General features: G+C 60.5%; 14 protein-coding genes. 5 read left to right on the forward strand and 9 right to left on the reverse strand.

The window, feature by feature from the left end; all coding sequences use genetic code 11:
• Positions 1–233 precede the first annotated feature (233 nt).
• Positions 234–1,043, forward strand: a complete 810-nt coding sequence (locus ASE69_RS04705; protein WP_056483731.1) for a SirB1 family protein — start codon at positions 234–236, stop codon at positions 1,041–1,043.
• Between the two features lie 33 nt (positions 1,044–1,076).
• Here the strand turns inward: ASE69_RS04705 and ASE69_RS04710 are convergent, their stop codons facing one another.
• From ASE69_RS04710 to ASE69_RS04735, 6 genes are all read right to left on the reverse strand, one after another.
• Positions 1,077–1,523, reverse strand: a complete 447-nt coding sequence (locus ASE69_RS04710; protein ID WP_156362141.1) for a hypothetical protein — start codon at positions 1,521–1,523, stop codon at positions 1,077–1,079.
• Positions 1,520–1,807, reverse strand: coding sequence for a hypothetical protein (locus tag ASE69_RS04715; RefSeq protein ID WP_056483736.1), 288 nt, complete (start codon positions 1,805–1,807; stop codon positions 1,520–1,522). The genes ASE69_RS04710 and ASE69_RS04715 overlap by 4 nt, the downstream gene beginning before the upstream one ends.
• Positions 1,807–5,070, reverse strand: coding sequence for an error-prone DNA polymerase (locus ASE69_RS04720; protein ID WP_056483738.1), 3,264 nt, complete (start codon positions 5,068–5,070; stop codon positions 1,807–1,809). Before ASE69_RS04720 ends, ASE69_RS04715 begins: the two co-directional genes overlap by 1 nt.
• Positions 5,067–6,857, reverse strand: a complete 1,791-nt coding sequence (locus ASE69_RS04725) for a DNA polymerase Y family protein (protein WP_321163565.1) — start codon at positions 6,855–6,857, stop codon at positions 5,067–5,069. Before ASE69_RS04725 ends, ASE69_RS04720 begins: the two co-directional genes overlap by 4 nt.
• Positions 6,772–7,533 (reverse strand): ImuA family protein, encoded by a 762-nt coding sequence (locus tag ASE69_RS04730; protein WP_235518117.1) that lies wholly within the window; start codon positions 7,531–7,533, stop codon positions 6,772–6,774. The genes ASE69_RS04725 and ASE69_RS04730 overlap by 86 nt, the downstream gene beginning before the upstream one ends.
• A gap of 456 nt (positions 7,534–7,989) precedes the next feature.
• Positions 7,990–8,490: a hypothetical protein gene (locus ASE69_RS04735; RefSeq protein ID WP_235518119.1), complete on the reverse strand. Its 501-nt coding sequence runs from the start codon at positions 8,488–8,490 to the stop codon at positions 7,990–7,992.
• Between the two features lie 374 nt (positions 8,491–8,864).
• Between ASE69_RS04735 and ASE69_RS04740 the strand changes: the two genes are divergently transcribed.
• Positions 8,865–9,572: a hypothetical protein gene (locus ASE69_RS04740; RefSeq protein ID WP_056483741.1), complete on the forward strand. Its 708-nt coding sequence runs from the start codon at positions 8,865–8,867 to the stop codon at positions 9,570–9,572.
• Positions 9,569–10,357, forward strand: coding sequence for a DUF2971 domain-containing protein (locus tag ASE69_RS21055; RefSeq protein WP_156362142.1), 789 nt, complete (start codon positions 9,569–9,571; stop codon positions 10,355–10,357). Before ASE69_RS04740 ends, ASE69_RS21055 begins: the two co-directional genes overlap by 4 nt.
• 476 nt (positions 10,358–10,833) lie before the next feature.
• On the opposite strand, the gene ASE69_RS21065 is transcribed toward ASE69_RS21055, so the two are convergent.
• The 3 genes from ASE69_RS21065 to ASE69_RS04745 form a co-directional block, all read right to left on the reverse strand.
• Entirely contained in the window at positions 10,834–11,481 is a 648-nt protein-coding gene (locus ASE69_RS21065) for an NADAR family protein (RefSeq protein ID WP_082452876.1), read from the reverse strand.
• 5 nt (positions 11,482–11,486) lie between these two features.
• Positions 11,487–12,461 (reverse strand): hypothetical protein, encoded by a 975-nt coding sequence (locus ASE69_RS21805; RefSeq protein ID WP_156362143.1) that lies wholly within the window; start codon positions 12,459–12,461, stop codon positions 11,487–11,489.
• 114 nt (positions 12,462–12,575) lie between these two features.
• Complete coding sequence (locus ASE69_RS04745) at positions 12,576–12,824, reverse strand: hypothetical protein (RefSeq protein ID WP_056483744.1); 249 nt, start codon at positions 12,822–12,824, stop codon at positions 12,576–12,578.
• A gap of 359 nt (positions 12,825–13,183) precedes the next feature.
• On the opposite strand from ASE69_RS04745, the gene ASE69_RS04750 reads away from it, so the two are divergent.
• Both ASE69_RS04750 and qatB read left to right on the forward strand, forming a co-directional pair.
• Positions 13,184–15,142: a P-loop NTPase fold protein gene (locus ASE69_RS04750; RefSeq protein ID WP_082452877.1), complete on the forward strand. Its 1,959-nt coding sequence runs from the start codon at positions 13,184–13,186 to the stop codon at positions 15,140–15,142.
• Positions 15,142–15,918: a Qat anti-phage system associated protein QatB gene (qatB, locus tag ASE69_RS04755; protein WP_156362144.1), complete on the forward strand. Its 777-nt coding sequence runs from the start codon at positions 15,142–15,144 to the stop codon at positions 15,916–15,918. The genes ASE69_RS04750 and qatB overlap by 1 nt, the downstream gene beginning before the upstream one ends.
• Positions 15,919–16,293 lie beyond the last annotated feature (375 nt).

The following is a 16,293-nucleotide window of genomic DNA, read 5'->3' on the forward strand; positions in this document are numbered from 1 at the left end:
CCCGAGCATGGGTTACTCGGCAATGACATGGGTCCATAGTCCTGCGACACGGTTCGCCAGCGAGACTCCGGCGGTGAGGCCTTCGGCGCCAGGTTAGCTGTCCGGGGCATGCGGACATGGCTTCGAACGGATAGCTGTCTTTGGCCAGCGCTCATGAATGACGCGACGTTCGCCGGAACCGCTAGCCTTGCGGTGTCATAGGAACGATCGGAAAAGTCCCCATCTAGTCCCTTATGATCAATACCATTCTTCATCTCGGGCTGATGGAAGACGGCGAAATCGAGCTTGATCTGGCCGCCCTGGAACTCGCGGCGCTTGATCACCCCGGTGTCGATCTCGACGAATATCTCGATGAGCTCACAGACATGGAAATAGCCCTGCGCGCGGCTGACGGCGACGCGGTAAGCAGCGTCGCTCAGGCCCAGGCCCTGAGCAACGTGATGGTGGAAGAATTCGGGTTCTCTGGCGATCGCGTACACTATGACGATCCGCAGAATGCGGATCTGATCGCGGTCGTCGATCGCAGGCTCGGGCTGCCGATCAGCCTGTCGATCCTTTATGTGGCGATCGCTCGCCGCCTGGGTTGGTCGGCGATGCCGCTCAATACCCCCGGCCACGTCCTGGTCCGCCTCGGCGACGCATCGGATGCGTTGATCATCGATCCCTTCAATGACGGGCGCATCGTCGCACCTGAACAGGTGGAAGCGTTGTTGGAGCAGATGACGGGCCAGGCACGGTTTGCCGACGGGATGCTTCCCCTGTCGAACCGATCGGCACTCGTTCGACTGCTGCTCAACCAGGCGACCCGTGCCGAGCAGACTGGCGATCCCGCGCGCGCGCTGATCCTATATGACCGCATGACGATCGTGGCACCCACGCACGCCCATGGTTGGTGGGAGCGTGCCAGACTTCACCTGGTCGCAGGAGATGTGGCCGGCGCCCGCAGCAGCCTCAGCGCTATGCTGGAAATTACCCGGGACGACGATCTGCGCCTGCAGGTATCGGCAGCGCTCGATGCCCTTCCCCGGCCAACGCCGTCATGAATATTGCGGTGGATCGACCCTTGCCGTGATGCCTTATCCTAAGCGCATCCATCGGCGCTCATGCCAGGCCCGGGACTGAACCGCGTCTCCGAAACGCCAGAACCGGGTCTCGCGTGTGTGCGGACCTGCGCGGACGAGCGTCCAGCACTCACCCGTCGGCAGCTCCACGATACGGTGAATGTGCGCAGCGTCGACATGGTAGGTTTCGCCAGGGAGCCGGTGAACCAGTTCGCTGTGCCAACCACCGCCTAGATCCAGGTGGAACACCTCTTCGACATAGCCGCCATCGAGGATCTCGGTATCGAAACTCCAGGGGTGATCATGCGGGGTCGCATGCGGCTCTTCCATCTTGAACCGGTGCAGCGCGCGTCCGTCATCCAGATGATATTTTGTGAACGCCCGCGACATCCGCTCGACGCTGACGATCCGCGTACCGTCGGGAACGCGAGCAATGGCTGCTCGCGGTAGTCGCATACTCACGGTTCAGACACCTCTTCATAACAGCCGGCGCGCCGCAACTGGCGGACAATCCCGTTGAACGCCGCGGTCACGCCCTGTGCCCTGCCGATCTCGTTCTCTTGGGCTGCGGCATCCCAGTAGAGTGCAAGTGGCCAGCGTTCCGGGCAGTGCGGCAGCAGGCAGCGCAGCGCCAACCGGATCTCGACGACATCGACGCGCGCGTCCGAGCAACGCGCAACGCCGCCCCGCAAGATATGCACCGATAGCGCGATGACAACGCGTTGATGACGGACGAGGTTGGCCATCAGTGGAAGTCGTGAGATTTGAAGTTCACGACGGCTTCCGGATCCATGCCGTCCGCATGGGGCGGCCAGTAGGAGTTGCGAGGGGCAGGGCTCCAGCCCTTGTCACCGCGGTCGGGGGAGCCGGCATGTTTCGCGCCATCGCCACGGCCGGTCCGGTGTGGGAAGGACATCTCGCCGACCCGGTGCAGCAGATCGCCATGGTCGATGATCCGGTCGCAGATGACGTGGATGACCTCGCCCTCCTTCTGCACCCTGCCCTTCATGCCGATCATCGAGGCGGACATGACAGTGCGGCGCTGCCGCTCGAACCGGTCGGGCCACAGGATGCCGTTGGCGATTCCCGTCTCGTCTTCGATCGTGATGAACAGAACGCCTTTGGCAGACCCCGGCTTCTGGCGAACGAGAATGATGCCGGCGACCTCGACATGGCGTCCATCGCGGATGGTGGCCAGGTCCGCGCATTTGGTTACGCCACGCCTGGCCAGCTCATCGCGGACGAAGGTCAGCGGATGCGCGCGCAGCGAGAGTTGCAGCGCGCGGTAGTCCTCAATCACCTCACGACCGTCGGTCAGTGGCCGCAGTTCGACATCAGGCTCGATCCCTTCGACGCTGACCGCCTGGTCGGCGCGGTCGGCCGCGGCGAACAGCGGCAGCGGCGCTTCGCCGAGCCCCCTCACCTTCCACAAGCCCTGCCGACGATCGGCGCCGAAGCTATGAAAGGCATCGCCGTCGGCGAGCTTCTCTATCGCGGCGCGCTGGACGCCCGATCGCCGCCATACGTCCTCCACGCTCTCGAACGCGGTCAGCTCGCGCGCGCCGACGATCTTGGCGCCATCCGCGTTGGACAGCCCACGGATTTGCCGGAGCCCCAGTCGTACGGCGAGGTACCGCCCGCCATACGGCTCCAACGTGCAGTCCCAGCGGCTCGCGTTGACGCACGGCGGTCTGACCACGACGCCGTGCTCGCGCGCATCGCGTACGATCTGTGCGGGCGCGTAGAACCCCATCGGCTGCGCGTTCATGAGGCTTGCGCAGAACACGTCCGGGTGATGATGCTTCACCCATGAGGATGCGTAGGAGATCTTGGCGAACGAGGCCGCGTGACTCTCGGGGAAGCCGTAAGAGCCGAACCCCTCGAGCTGGCGGAAGGTGCGTTCGGCAAACTCACGCGGATAGCCGCGCTCAACCATGCCCCCGATGAGCTTTTCGCTGAAGTGCGACACGCCGCCCGTGAACTTGAACGTCGCCATGGCGCGGCGCAGCTGGTCGGCTTCGGCTGGCGTGAACCCCGCGCCGACGATCGCGACCTTCATCGCCTGTTCCTGGAACAGCGGTACGCCGAGCGTCTTCTCGAGCACGGCACGCAGCTCGGGCCGTGGGTATTCCGGTTTCTCCAGCCCCTCGCGCCGGCGCAAATACGGGTGGACCATGTCACCCTGGATCGGTCCCGGCCGCACGATCGCGACCTGAATGACGAGATCATAGAAGCGCCGCGGCTTCATGCGCGGGAGCATCGACATCTGCGCGCGGCTTTCGATCTGGAAGGTGCCGAGCGTGTCGGCCTTCGAGATCATGGCGTAGACGTCGGGATCGTCGTCCTGCAGGTCAGCAAGGCCAACGCTCAGTCCCTTGTCCGCCTCCAGCATGTTGAACGCGCGGTTCATGCAGCCGAGCATGCCGAGACCCAGCACGTCGACCTTCATGAACTTCAGCGCATCGATGTCGTCCTTGTCCCATTCGATGATCTGGCGATCTTCCATCGCGGCAGGTTCGATCGGGACGAGATCGTCGAGACGGTCATGGGTGAGGACGAAGCCACCTGGATGCTGGCTCATATGGCGCGGCACGCCGATCAGCTTGCGAGCAAGCTCGAGCGTGAGGCGCAGGCGACGATCGCCGATGTCGAGGTTCAATTCGTTGACCTGCTTTTCGCCAACGCCTTCGGCTGACCATCCCCACACCTGGCCAGCGAGCGAGGAGGTCAGATCTTCGGGCAACCCGAGCGCCTTGCCGACATCGCGGACGGCGCCGCGCGCGCGGTAGCGTGTAACCACTGCGGTCAACGCCGCGTGGTTGCGGCCATAGGTCTCGTAGATCCACTGGATGATCTCTTCGCGACGCTCATGCTCGAAGTCGACGTCGATATCGGGCGGCTCGCGGCGCTCGCCACTGACGAACCGCTCGAACAGCAGCTCATGCTTGATTGGATCGATCGAGGTGACGCCCAGCACGAAGCAGACGCAGGAATTGGCGGCCGAGCCGCGGCCCTGGCACAGGATCCCGCGCCGACGGGCTTCGCGGACGATCGCGTAGACGGTCAGGAAGTACGGCGCATAGCCGAGCTCACCAATCAGCCGCATCTCGTGGGCAATCTGCTCGGTATAGGCAGCCGGCACCCGACCGTTGAACATCGCGTCGACGGCGTCTTCCGCCAGCTTCTGCAGCGCCTCCTGCGCGGTCAGCCCGTCGATCAGTCGCTCATGCGGGTACTGATAGGCCAGTTCACCCAGATCGAAGGTGCACAGACGCGCGATGTCGACGCTCGCGCGTAGCGCATCGGGATACGCCTTGAACCGCCGGACCATTTCGTCGGGGGATTTGAGCGCACGATCGGCATTGACCTCGCGCCGGTAGCCGAGCTCGTCGACGGTGCATTTCTCGCGAACGGCCGTCACCACGTCCTGCAGCAACCGTGCTTCGGGCGCGTGATAGAGGACATCACCCGTCACCACCGCGCGAACGCCAGCGCCACCCGCCTGCCGTGCCAGCGCGTCGATCCGCACGGCATCGTCCGGCCGGCGCCGCTGGAACAACGCCATATACCCGCGACAACCATAGAGTGTCTTCAGGTCGGCGAGCGCTGCCAGATTATCCTTGTCCGGCTCAACCGGCAGCAGGATGGCGATCATGCCCTCCGACCAGGGTTCGAGGTCATGCCAGTGGAGGAGGCATCGCCCCTTCCCCGCCCGCTTCTTACCCACTGTCAGCAGGCGCGTCAGGCGCGACCAGGCGGGGCGGTTGGTCGGGTAGAGCAGCAACTGCCGGCCACAGGATAGATTGACGCGTGTGCCGGCGATCGAGCGAACGCCCGTCGCCTTCTGCGCTTCCCATGCGCGCACCACACCCGCGACCGTGCCGATGTCGCTGACCCCGATCGACGGATAACCGAGCAGCGCGGCAGCCGCGAACAGCTCCTCGGGGCTCGACGCACCGCGAAGCAGCGAAAAATGCGTGAGGACCTGAAGCTCGACATAGTCGGTCATGCGAACACGCCGTGCATCCACCAGCTGAGATCGCCGGTGTCCTCGACGAACCCGTCACCACGCCGGAATACCCAGTAACGGCCGCCCGCGTCGTCCTCGACGCGGTAATAGTCGCGCACCGCCCATACTTCCGCGTCGCGGCGCCACCACTCACCGTGGATCCGCTCGGGGCCGTCGCCGGCAACCACCTTGTGCGGCCGACCGCGCCACTCGAACCGCCGGGGCGGCTGATCGGGCATCAGCGCTATGACGCCCCATAGCGGTTCGGGCCTCGCCAGCAGGCGCGTCGGTCGGCGCCATTTCGGCCAGCCCGCGGGCGCTACCACCGGGTCGGCGCGCATGACGGCGCGCTCGGGTACGTGGCTTTCAACAGGGGCAATCCGGAATACGGCGTCAGCGCCGATGCGGCCGGCAACGACATCGACGAGACGGGCTGGATCACGCACGAGCACCTCACCGGCGAGAACCGCGCCAAGATCGACCGCGTCGAGCGGCTCTGTGTGCGGTGCCGCCAGATAGAATTGCTCGAGCCCCAAGCCCGGATCGATCCGCTCGATCCTGAGCTTCATGAGCTGCAACAGGTGCGAGACCTCGCGCGTCGGGCGGGAGGTGCCGACCGCGACGACCTGCTCGGTGCCATCGACGCGCAACCCACCGAGCCGCAGCGATCGTACGCCGAGCCCCTTCGCGCGGAGCAGCTCGGCCATGTCACTGAGGAGATCTTCCATGACCTGCGCGATCGCGTCTGCGGTGACGATCGGTTCGAGCAGCCGGCGTTCGACGATCGGCATGACCTCGTCGGTACGCGGCGTGATGGGCTCGGCGACCGCACCGAGCGCCTGATCGAGCCGTGTGATCGCAGCCAGCCCCAGCCGGCGTGCCAAGGGCCCGCGGGCAACTGGTAGGAGATCTGCCACGCGTTCGAAGCCGAACTTGCGGGCGGCGATAAGCGCGGTCCCTGCTAGACGCAAGGCCGCGACCGGTAGGCCGCTGAGCGCATCGACCGTCCGCCCTGTGGGCACGATCGCGATGTCGGCAGGCCCGAACCGGGCAATAGCGTGTGCCGCGCCCGGTGTGTCTGCAACCGCCACGCGCGCGGTGAACCCGGCACGCTGGCAAAACGCGCGCAGACGCCGGCAGAACCGTTCTTCCCCGCCATGGAGATGCGCGCAGCCGGTCAGGTCGAGCCACAGCCCGTCGGGCGGTGTGGCTGCTGCGATCGGCGACCAGCGGCGCACCGCGCGTAGCGCGAGCTGATCCAGTATCGCGGCATCCGCCTCGGTCTCGGACGGTCGGATGTCGAGATCGGACACCAGCGCACGCGCATGGGTCGCGGCCATCCCGATCGTGATCCCTAACGCGGCAGCGCCATCGCAGGCGGCCACCACCTCTTCGCGCCGGCCGACCTTGCCCACCAGCGCGAGCGGCGCCCTGTGAAACGCGGCAACGGTCGCCGCGACCCTGTCGTGACTGTCGGCTTGCGCAAACCCATGAAACGGATGGTTCGCCGCTTCCGATCGTCGGCCAAGTTCACGCAAGGGTGGTTTGGCATGCGCGGGCAGCGCTGCGATCTGACCTTCCACGTCCTGCTTGGTCGGCATGTCAGCGCGCGCCCACCGCGCACCCGGCCGCCACCCGCCGCCCCGCGGTACCGAACACGCACCGGGATCGTCGTCGACGGGAAGCTGAAGGGCTGGCCGCTCAGGCGGCCGCGTAGCGTGCCGGTCCAGCCGTCTCAGCCGCTCGATGGCCAAGTGCGGCAGGAACAGCGAGACAACCCGTCTCATCGCAGCCCTCCAAAATCATCGAAAATGCTTCGCCGCCACGCTGCCTTGCGACCTCGACCTGCCACCGCGATCGGCCGACACCGGCAACACCGAGGCGCTCGGACGACGCACTGGCGATCCGCCAGCGCGTCCAGGCCGCGGACGGCTCGGCGAGCGGATCCTGGTCGCGATTACGTCGGCGTCGCAGGATGAGTACGGGAATGTCGGCATCAGCCGCCACGAGTTGCAGGCGCCGGGTCGCGACCATCGACATCCGGCTTACCTCGGCGATCACCGTCGACGGCGTTCCATCGCGCACCGCGTCTTCGACGACGGCCAGCAAGGCTGCATCGTCACGCGGTTGTGCGTGGATCAAATCGGCAGGCGATAGCCCCGCCTGCTCCAAGCCCGGCGCATAGAGATCGTTACGACAGCTCACCCACAGCACCGGTCCGCCTGTATGCGCCGCTTCTCGCGCGGCGATACCTGCCAGGAACAGCGTTGCTGCGGCATCGTCGACCATCGAACAGCTTTGTGCAGCGACCTCGTGCAGTGCTCCAGCGCGAAGGCCCCTGCTTGCGAGGCGATCGTCGAGCGCAGGGATACCGAACGGCATGATGCGGTGATCCACCACTGGCGTTGCGATTGTCCGCAGGTGGGCGATGGTGGTCGGCAGGTACTCGAGGGCGGTGATCATGATGTCTAGACTCTACCTGTTCCCTTTATGTTCCGTTACCAGAACCGTTTGGTCAAGCGTCAGACTCGAGACTCATGTGGATAAGGTTCCAGCTACTGACGCTGCGAAGCACGTTTTGCTATGGGCTGCGGAGCCGGGCTAACGCCCTTGCGAATATGCAAACGACGGCCGTTGGGCATGGTGATCGGCGTGCGGAATCCGGCCCGTTTCCCGCGCAGTCGTACCTTTGTCAGTAACCCTGTCGTCGAGCTCGGCAGGGAATGAATTTGGCCACAACCTTCTGCCAAGTGCATGAAATGCAATCCAGATTAGACAGATTTGCATTCGCCATTGCCCTGCCTGGCGGATACCAAGGTGACGCCTTTCAGGCATCCTCTCCTAAAACTTCCCGGGTCGCTTTTGGCGGCCCCTTTTTTTGCCTGGACGCATCCGGCACAGCGTTTCCGGTGCTCCGAGCTACCGGACGTTCGCGTATAGCGATCGGCTGTCATCGAGCATGCTGATGGGTGTCGGGGTGATCCAGTCCGCCCCCCGCATCGGATATGGGCCGTAGAACAGATCGCCGAGCGCACGCCGGTAATGCGCGTTCATCCAACGTCGACGGCGATGCTCAGGACCATCGTAAATCATGTGGCAGCGCTGGCAGAGCGCCGCCAACTGGTGCAGCGCGCTATCGCTGGGGTCGTGATTGAGATGCGCGCAGGCCAACACCACCGGCGTCCATTTGCCCATATGGAGGATGTTCTCGGTCGGTCGGCGAACACGTCGGCCGTCGCCGTTACGCCAATACGACCGGCCTTTATCCCACCAGCGTCCGTCGCCGAGGTGGAAGACCCGTTGCCCGTGCGGGCGTCCGCAATGTTCGCAGCGTCCGCCTGCCCGCACGAAGCGGACCAGATGCGATAGCTGGGGCCAATCGATCGGGTACAGGAAGACATGTTCGGGGCGGATCGGCATCTGTGCCGTCCACCAACATCATCGCTACCCGTATGTCTAGCGACGTTCTGGTCCTTTGATGTTCTTGCTATGTCCTACAGGCAAACATTCGTGCATCCGACCGTTAGGTGAGTCGAAACGGATCGAATGCAATGGGATTATCAGGGACACATTGGCCGGAAGCGTTGAATGTCAGTGCGGTCGAACGATCAATGTCCCATTTGCCAATGTGTTGCAGCTCATTGGCGGGTTGTCGCAACCGATGCCTCAAGCCATTGGACGGTTGAAATGCAAAAGTGTTTCAAGAAAGGGCAAGTGATCGTTTCGCCAGTGCAACAGTACAGTGATGAGAGCGGCAAGGGCCTAACTGATAATACGGTATATAAGGGGGAAGAATGCTCGTTTATTTGTTGGCGGCGCTACAAATTGCCGCGGCGCCATCTAGTTCGCAGGAACCGCAGCCGGTTATCTGGCGCGAATTCCGCGTAGGCATAACCCCGGAACAATTCGCCGAAGGGCTACGAAAAGAGGAGGGTATCAGTTCGGTAGAGGTGACGCGCAAAGGCAAAAAGCCTGCAAAGATCAAAATCGCGTATGCTGCCGGCAATGGGATGCAAATCGGAGATTTGAATGTCACTGTAACGCCATCATTCATCAACGATCGCCTCGGCTCCGTAACCCTGTCTGAAACTGGCTGCTATTCTACGGTAGAAGCAAAGCTTGAAAAGCTAGTTACGGCATTGGGAGAAAAATATCCTCAGCAACAGAGAGTGAAATTCGTCAACACGGATGGCGTTTCCGTCGACACGCAACGGGCGTTCAACAACCAAGAGACTAGAGTAACGGTATCTGTCTCACCGATCGAGAATCCTTACCCACAACATATTTATGGCGGTACGGGATTTATGGCATCGTTGAACAAGGTCGCAAACAGTATGGCCGACAGCACCTATAATTCTAATATTGAGGGGTGTCCCATAGATAAGGGGCGCAAGGCGACGCTCCAGCTAGAATACGTTTCACAGGGGGCGTTCATGGCGGAGCATTTGAAAGAAAGTGCAGACCAGGCAGCCAAGGCGAAGGCGACGAGGGACGGCCTGTGATCCTTTACAAGTATGTGTCGGCGTTACGGGCAATCCAAATAATAAAAGATCGTCAAATTCAATTCTCGTTGCCGAGATACTTTAACGACCCTTTTGACCGGCCGCTCAATCCTATTGCCCGCTCCCGGGACTTATGGGGGGATCTTATGGGGCCACTTCGCGCTGATATCAAAAGCCGGATTTGGGAGGCCAATAGCGGCGTCCTTTCTCTAACTCGAATACCTACTAACTCGTTGATGTGGGCGCATTACGCCGATAGTCACAAAGGTGTAGTCCTTGGCTTCGATGTAGAAGAGGCGGGATTTTTGGAAAGGCAAACTAACCTGATTCCCGCACACTTCGGCAGCGTTATCTACTCACGACGGCGCGTGCTCGATGACTATTCCACAGAGGAGGCCAATCCCTTAACAATAGGTGGAACGTATAGGTTCGATATAAGTAACTATGAAAAGCTCCAAAGACTATTTCTAACTAAACCGCTAGACTGGGCTTACGAGGAGGAGGTTCGCGTTGTTAAGTGCGTATTGGGAATGACCGTAGGCCATTCAGAAACGGAAAGTGGAATATTTGATGTCGTAGAAACGGCAGAAGGATTGCGATACCTCTACAATTTGCCAATAAAGTCGTTAAAGGAAATGTATTACGGCGTTCGCTGCAATCCAAAGCCGTTCAGAGAACTAAATTATAACGGAATATCTATGTCGTTCAACCTGTGCGAACTGAACCATGATACCTACGAATTGACATCGAAGCATGTCGGTTCGTTTCCGATCTACAGTGTTTAGGTAGTGAGAGTCGGCAAAATGAAGTTCTTTGTTCCACATGCCGATGGCCCGCAGGAAGCGGAATCTGTCTACTCCAGTATCGCAAATTTCGTTGGTGCTAGCTCGCCGCATGAGCACGAAAGGCGTATCTTTTCGTTGTCTTGGCAACACAATGCTCGCTCCATGCAAGCCGAGGTCGGGAAGCCGCTTCCGGACTATTTCGAATTGGGAATTGAGCCAGTGCTCGCGATTTTTGATGCTGGAACACACTTCAAGATATGCACTCCGTCGCGTGGCGGTGTTTTAGGCGATCCGGTCCTAGCGGGCGGCCGTGGAACCAGAGCGACGTACTTTGAGGGGGGGCGTATAGAGCCGCGAAAGTTCCGGACAGCCTGTAAATATTCGTGCACAAACGGACACAGCGGCACCCCGTCGGAGACCCAGGCGTATTACGAACGCCACTCAAAAGACTAAATGCTTTGTCACCGGCGCGGAGTTTAAGGCGTAGCCCAAAGTTGTAAGGTGTCAGAGTGCTTTGTCGATTTTGGTATGTCATAGATATCTGCCGGTTCTGCGGTAACTATGGGAATATCCGCTCCAAGCAAAGTGAAATGGCTAAGTTTAATTGGTTCAACCCGTTTAAGTCTATCTGGATCTAATCTTAGCTTTTCACGCAGTTCCATTAATAGCCTGCCCAATACATTCTGTCCGTGAAAATCGCCGTTACTATCTTTAATGGCTCCCCAGAAGTCGTCTTTTCGTGAGTCCTCAACAATCGGCATGTTGCCGGTTTCTAAGAGCAGGTCTCCAAATGAGCGCCAATTTTGAGCCAATTTAACGCGAATGCACCATTTCATAATAGGTATTCTGATATCATCCCAGCGTTCTCGACTCTCATTCCGATAAGGCTTTGAGCGCATCTTGGCTGTCATCGGGCTCGCCTCGTTTACGATGAGGCGCTGAACGTCGGGCATATGGGGGAATCTACACGCCTGATACAGCGCTTCGGAGGTTCTTAAATGAACCCCGGCGATCCTGATTGGAAAGCCAGGAGCCATATTTGATAGACCCCCGAATGCCTCCGCCGTTTTACGGAAGGATACGATTTCCTCGGGCCGGTAGGTCCTCGAATCGATCTTTGCCATAGCCTTCAGTTCGTTACCCTCGGGAGAAGCGGATACCACGGATTGCCAGCCCACAATACCAAAGGAGCGTTGTTGGGACAATTTCTGTAGGTCGCGAACATGGTGCCGAACCCGATCGTTTTCATCCTCGTGTTGCCTAGCGGGCGCTGGTAGTCATTGAGGTATGGGCACATTGCCCGCACGGCGACTCCCATTTTGAGAAATTCTTGTTCCAGCAAATGACGTCCTTGGGAGGAGGAGAAGAACCGCTGCGGGCCTAAACCTGCTCCATTGCGCCATTTCTGTTCCTTATCGAGTGAGGCAACGTAAGCTGCTACGGCGGGATTGGTTCCTGGACCGGTTGGGCGCAACACATCTGATGCATCCACTTTAAACAATCCATCTTCGATAGAGACTAAGCTGCCCCACCTAATGCTGATATTCTTTTCAGACTTAGTATTCGCTTGGTCCAGCAACTTCCCAGTGAAGTATCTACCCTGGGTATGTGAAGCGATAGTAGCAATGTATAGCTCGGCATTCTCTGGGGCGGTCTCCAAGATCCATTTTTCAAGGTCAAAACCTAATCGTCCCCCGGAGAACAAACCGTCGTCCAGGTATAAAAACTTGTTTCCTCGACCGCAATCGTCGATGGATAGGCCGGTTTCTTTTTCTAACTTTCTATTAAATAAAGAAAGAAACTCTGTTTGGCTGTTTCCCCGCGGCTGAATATCTAAGAAGTGCATCTGACGCCAGAATGTCGCAGGATCGCCACCCGTCCATGCGGCAAAACCGGTTATAGTTTTCATAAACCTTTTAACGCGGGATTTGGAAAAATATGTTTTTGCTAGCACATGCTCAAGCTCAGCTAAAATAGGCTGTCGAACAGCCGGTATAAACTGATTTATCCATCGTTCGACATGTGCGGCGGTTGGAACGGCTTCCGACTGATAGTCTTCAATAATTGTAGCGATGTCCTGTAACAGTCGATTCCACTCGTCCATGATTTCCCCGCTACGTGCTATGCAATATTATGATTTTTAGCCTTACTATCAGTACTGCATACCCGGCGTGCGGGCGTCGTCAAACTATGCTAGCAAGCTATTGTAATTAAATACCTATGCTTTGCGGGCTATGGTCGTGGCTGTTTCCCGGACGTCAAATGCAATGAGCACGAGCGCAGCCCAGATGATCCAGTCCCTGATGCTGTAGGGCATGAATACGGAGTGGAGTGCGACGTCGATCGCTTGCCGGAGGGTGGCGTTGTAGCGATCAAGGTTGGTGGAGATTCCTAACCCTAGCTCGATCACGATCCCGATCGGAATTGCCGCGATCGACCCGGTTGCGATGCGCCCGACTTTCGTCATGCAAAGGCCCGCACAGCCTACCGTTCGCGGGAGGCGCGCGGGTGGGCGCTGCCGGCGTCTGCACGGTTTGGAAGGCACAGCGCGATCAGAGTAGGTTTTGCCGCGCGCGCCAGGACGGCGGCTTGGCCTTTGTCGTATCCAACCCGGGTGATCGTCATTGCGAGACGCTACACCTGATGGTCGAGGTAATGATGGCTTGTCGTTTGGAGCATTGATGGGTGAATTAATGTTCAAGACATGCGGCATGCACGCCATCTACTGAACCGAAAGAACCTCGGGCTTCAGTAAAAATTTCGGTTCACATTGGATGTTGTCTGCGAGTTCGTCCTTGCGCAAGCCTTGGCCTAACCTACCATAACATGCTCGGGGGCAAATTACTGATGTGGTCGGACAATCAAACAGCACGGGACCTGTTGAACTTTCAACACGTCGCCGACATCGCAGCTGAACGAATTTTCGGCGCCAAGGGGCAGCCACTATCGATCGGCATTTCTGGTGGCTGGGGGATGGGTAAGTCCTCGATGATGGAATTGCTTCACATAGCGTTGCAGCAGCGCGTTGCCGAGCAGGTTATGGCGCATTCCAGTGCCGAGGCGGCCGGACTGGACAGTGAACCGCCCGATGAGATCCGCTTCGTCCACTTCAATGCCTGGTTATACCAAGGGCACGACGATGCGCGGGCCGCACTCATGGAGGCCATCGCCCAATCGCTCGTCGATCACGCCGAGAAGAAAGAGGACCAGTTCGGAGCCGCCGTTGTCAAGAAGGCGAAGGGTCTGCTTAGTAGGGTCAAATGGTTCAGGGTCGCGAGCATGACCGCAGGCGCGGGGCTTGCAATGTACACGGGATCGCCGCTGCCGCTGATGTATAGCTCGATGGTGACTGCGGGGAGTGGTCTGCTGGACGGAGACCTGTCCAGCGGAGATGTCGAAAAGCTGAAGACGGCGTACGAATCGATCAGCAAGGAGGGCAAGGATCTTCTCACCGCCAAGAAGGAAGAAGAGAAGATCGCGACGACTACGCCACCTAAGGCGATCGACGCGTTCAGGACCGACCTCCAGGCAACATTGAAGGAGATGAAGATCACATTGGTGGTCCTCATCGACGACCTCGACCGCTGCCTACCCGAGACTGCGATCGCGACGCTCGAAGCGATGCGACTTTTCCTGTTCCTCGACCGGACGGCTTTCGTCATCGCTGCCGACGAGGACATGATCCGTGAGTCGGTTCGCGTCCACTTTAAGGGCGCCCTGCTCAGCGAGGGGATGGTCAGGAGCTACTTCGACAAGCTGATCCAACTGCCCTTCCGCGTCCCTCCACTCGGAACGCAGGATGTCCGCGCCTACCTGATGCTCCTCTTTATCGACGCAAGCGATCTCAGATCCGATCGCAAGGACGAGATCCGCGATGCCGTCTGCATGCGGCTGGGACAGACATGGAACGGCGCACGCTTCGACCGCGCTTTTGTCCTGGAGACGATCGGCGACGCATGTCCCCCGGATCTTCGCAGCAGAATCGCGATAGCCGACCGTATCGCGCCGATCCTGACCAGCTCTCCCGAGATCCGGGGCAACCCGCGCCTGATCAAGCGCTTCCTCAATTCGCTCGCACTCCGCGCGTCCCTCGCAGACCGCCAGGGCGTCTCGGTGGATGAGGAGGTGCTGATGAAGCTTCTTCTGTTCGAGCGCTGCGGAACCGCGGAGGCTTACGGCGCGCTGCTATCGACAGTGAACGAATCAACGGACGGGCATTCCAGCAAGCTGAAGGCAATGGAGGACGCCGTGCGCGGCGAGACCAGCGCTCCCCTCGACAAGCCCTTCGACGATGCGTTCGTGCGGGACTGGCTGCTCCTCGACCCGCCGCTCGGCGAGAGGGACCTGCGCGCCGCTGCGTATGTCAGCCGCGACAACTTCGCCATCATCGGACGGCCGGACGAGCTATCCCCCGAGGCACTCGAGATACTGGACGCGCTGCTCGCGGCAACCCAGCCGAGCCCGCCGCTCACGGAGAAGACGAAGGCGCTGAGCTTTCGTGACGCCGCCGCGATCATGGACCGCATTCTAATCAAGGCCGGCGAGGAGACGCGATGGGGCGTCCCTGCGATCCTCAACGGCGCCCTCGCGGTCGCATCCGTCGACGAGCGTCACGCGCGTGAACTATCCTCGTTCCTCGCCAGCCGGCCTGGTCCGCAGCTCGAAGCCGGGATTGTCCCGAGGGTGATACAGTTGCCATGGGGGAAGGACCTGCTCAGGCTGTGGTCGAACAAGACTGACCTGAGCGTGCCGATGCGCAAGCGCGTGGACAGGGAGCTCACCTGATGGGCACATCTGCTTCTAGCAAGGGACCCGGTCCCAACGTGCCGATCGTCCCGCCATGGGTCGACGATCCCGCCCCGCCCCCGCCGCCGAACACCCCGCCGCCGATGGCACCGCCGCGGCGCTTCGGCCCGGCTCGTACATCGCTCGGCAAATGGGCTAAGAACGGCGGTGACGGCAATCTGCGACGCGGCCTCGGACACTACACTTCTGGTGGAATGGGCGGCGCTGCCAACGCTACGGCGAGGATGGCGGGTAGCGCTTCGAGCGCCGGAGCGATCTACGAGGCACTCACCGCCCTCGCAGCGGACCAGCAGCTTCCGCCACAATACGGCGTCTCCCAAGCCAGATTGGGCGGTCTGACCCAGGCCGAGATCATCGACGTACTCGTCGACGTGCTATGCCCGGTGGACGGCACCCAGGACGGAGAAGCTTCGAGGGACTCCGCCGCGCGCGCGCTGACCGACATCGTCGAGCAGGGCAGCGACGTCACCGATTTAGACCAGAACCAGATCGACCAGGTAGTCCAAACGTTCCTTGGGAACGAGGTGGCGCACCGGATCGCGCTCGATGTAGGCATGGCCGTCATCGACAAGGCACCAAGCGCCAGGGTCGGCCAGCAACGGCTCGAGGAGATGCAGTCGTACGTTCGGGAGGAACTGGCCAGGCGGTATGCGGAACGGCGCGCATTAAGCGGAACGCTCGACCGCCAAGCCGCCGCGCAGCTCGGCCGAGACGTGATCCAGGACACCTTCGACGTCTTTGAAAGCTATTTATGACGCAAGTCGCATGCCTTCCCGCATCGCTTCCCACGCCCGCTGGACGCAACGTGCTGCGCTTTGACTTGTATGGCCGCGTCCCGATCAGCGGTCTGGGCCGCGTCGGAGGACCGGTCCCCCCGCTGCTGAAACGGCTGCGCCTTGCTCCCACAGAACGCGCATGGGACTTCACATCCATAGCGCTCTCCGTCGTCGCGGCCGACGAGGCTGTAACACGGAGCGACAGCCCCGATGGCTGGACGCGTGAGATCGAACTCACGATCGCGGTGGCGGCGCTGTTGTTGCCCCCTAAAGGCCTGACAGGGCCTCGCAGGTTTGCGCGATGAACTCGCGGGGTGATCGATAGCGCAAAGCGCGGTGCGGATGCACCTCGTT

The sequence above is a fragment of the Sphingomonas sp. Leaf208 genome (assembly GCF_001421415.1).
Taxonomy (GTDB): Bacteria; Pseudomonadota; Alphaproteobacteria; order Sphingomonadales; family Sphingomonadaceae; genus Sphingomonas.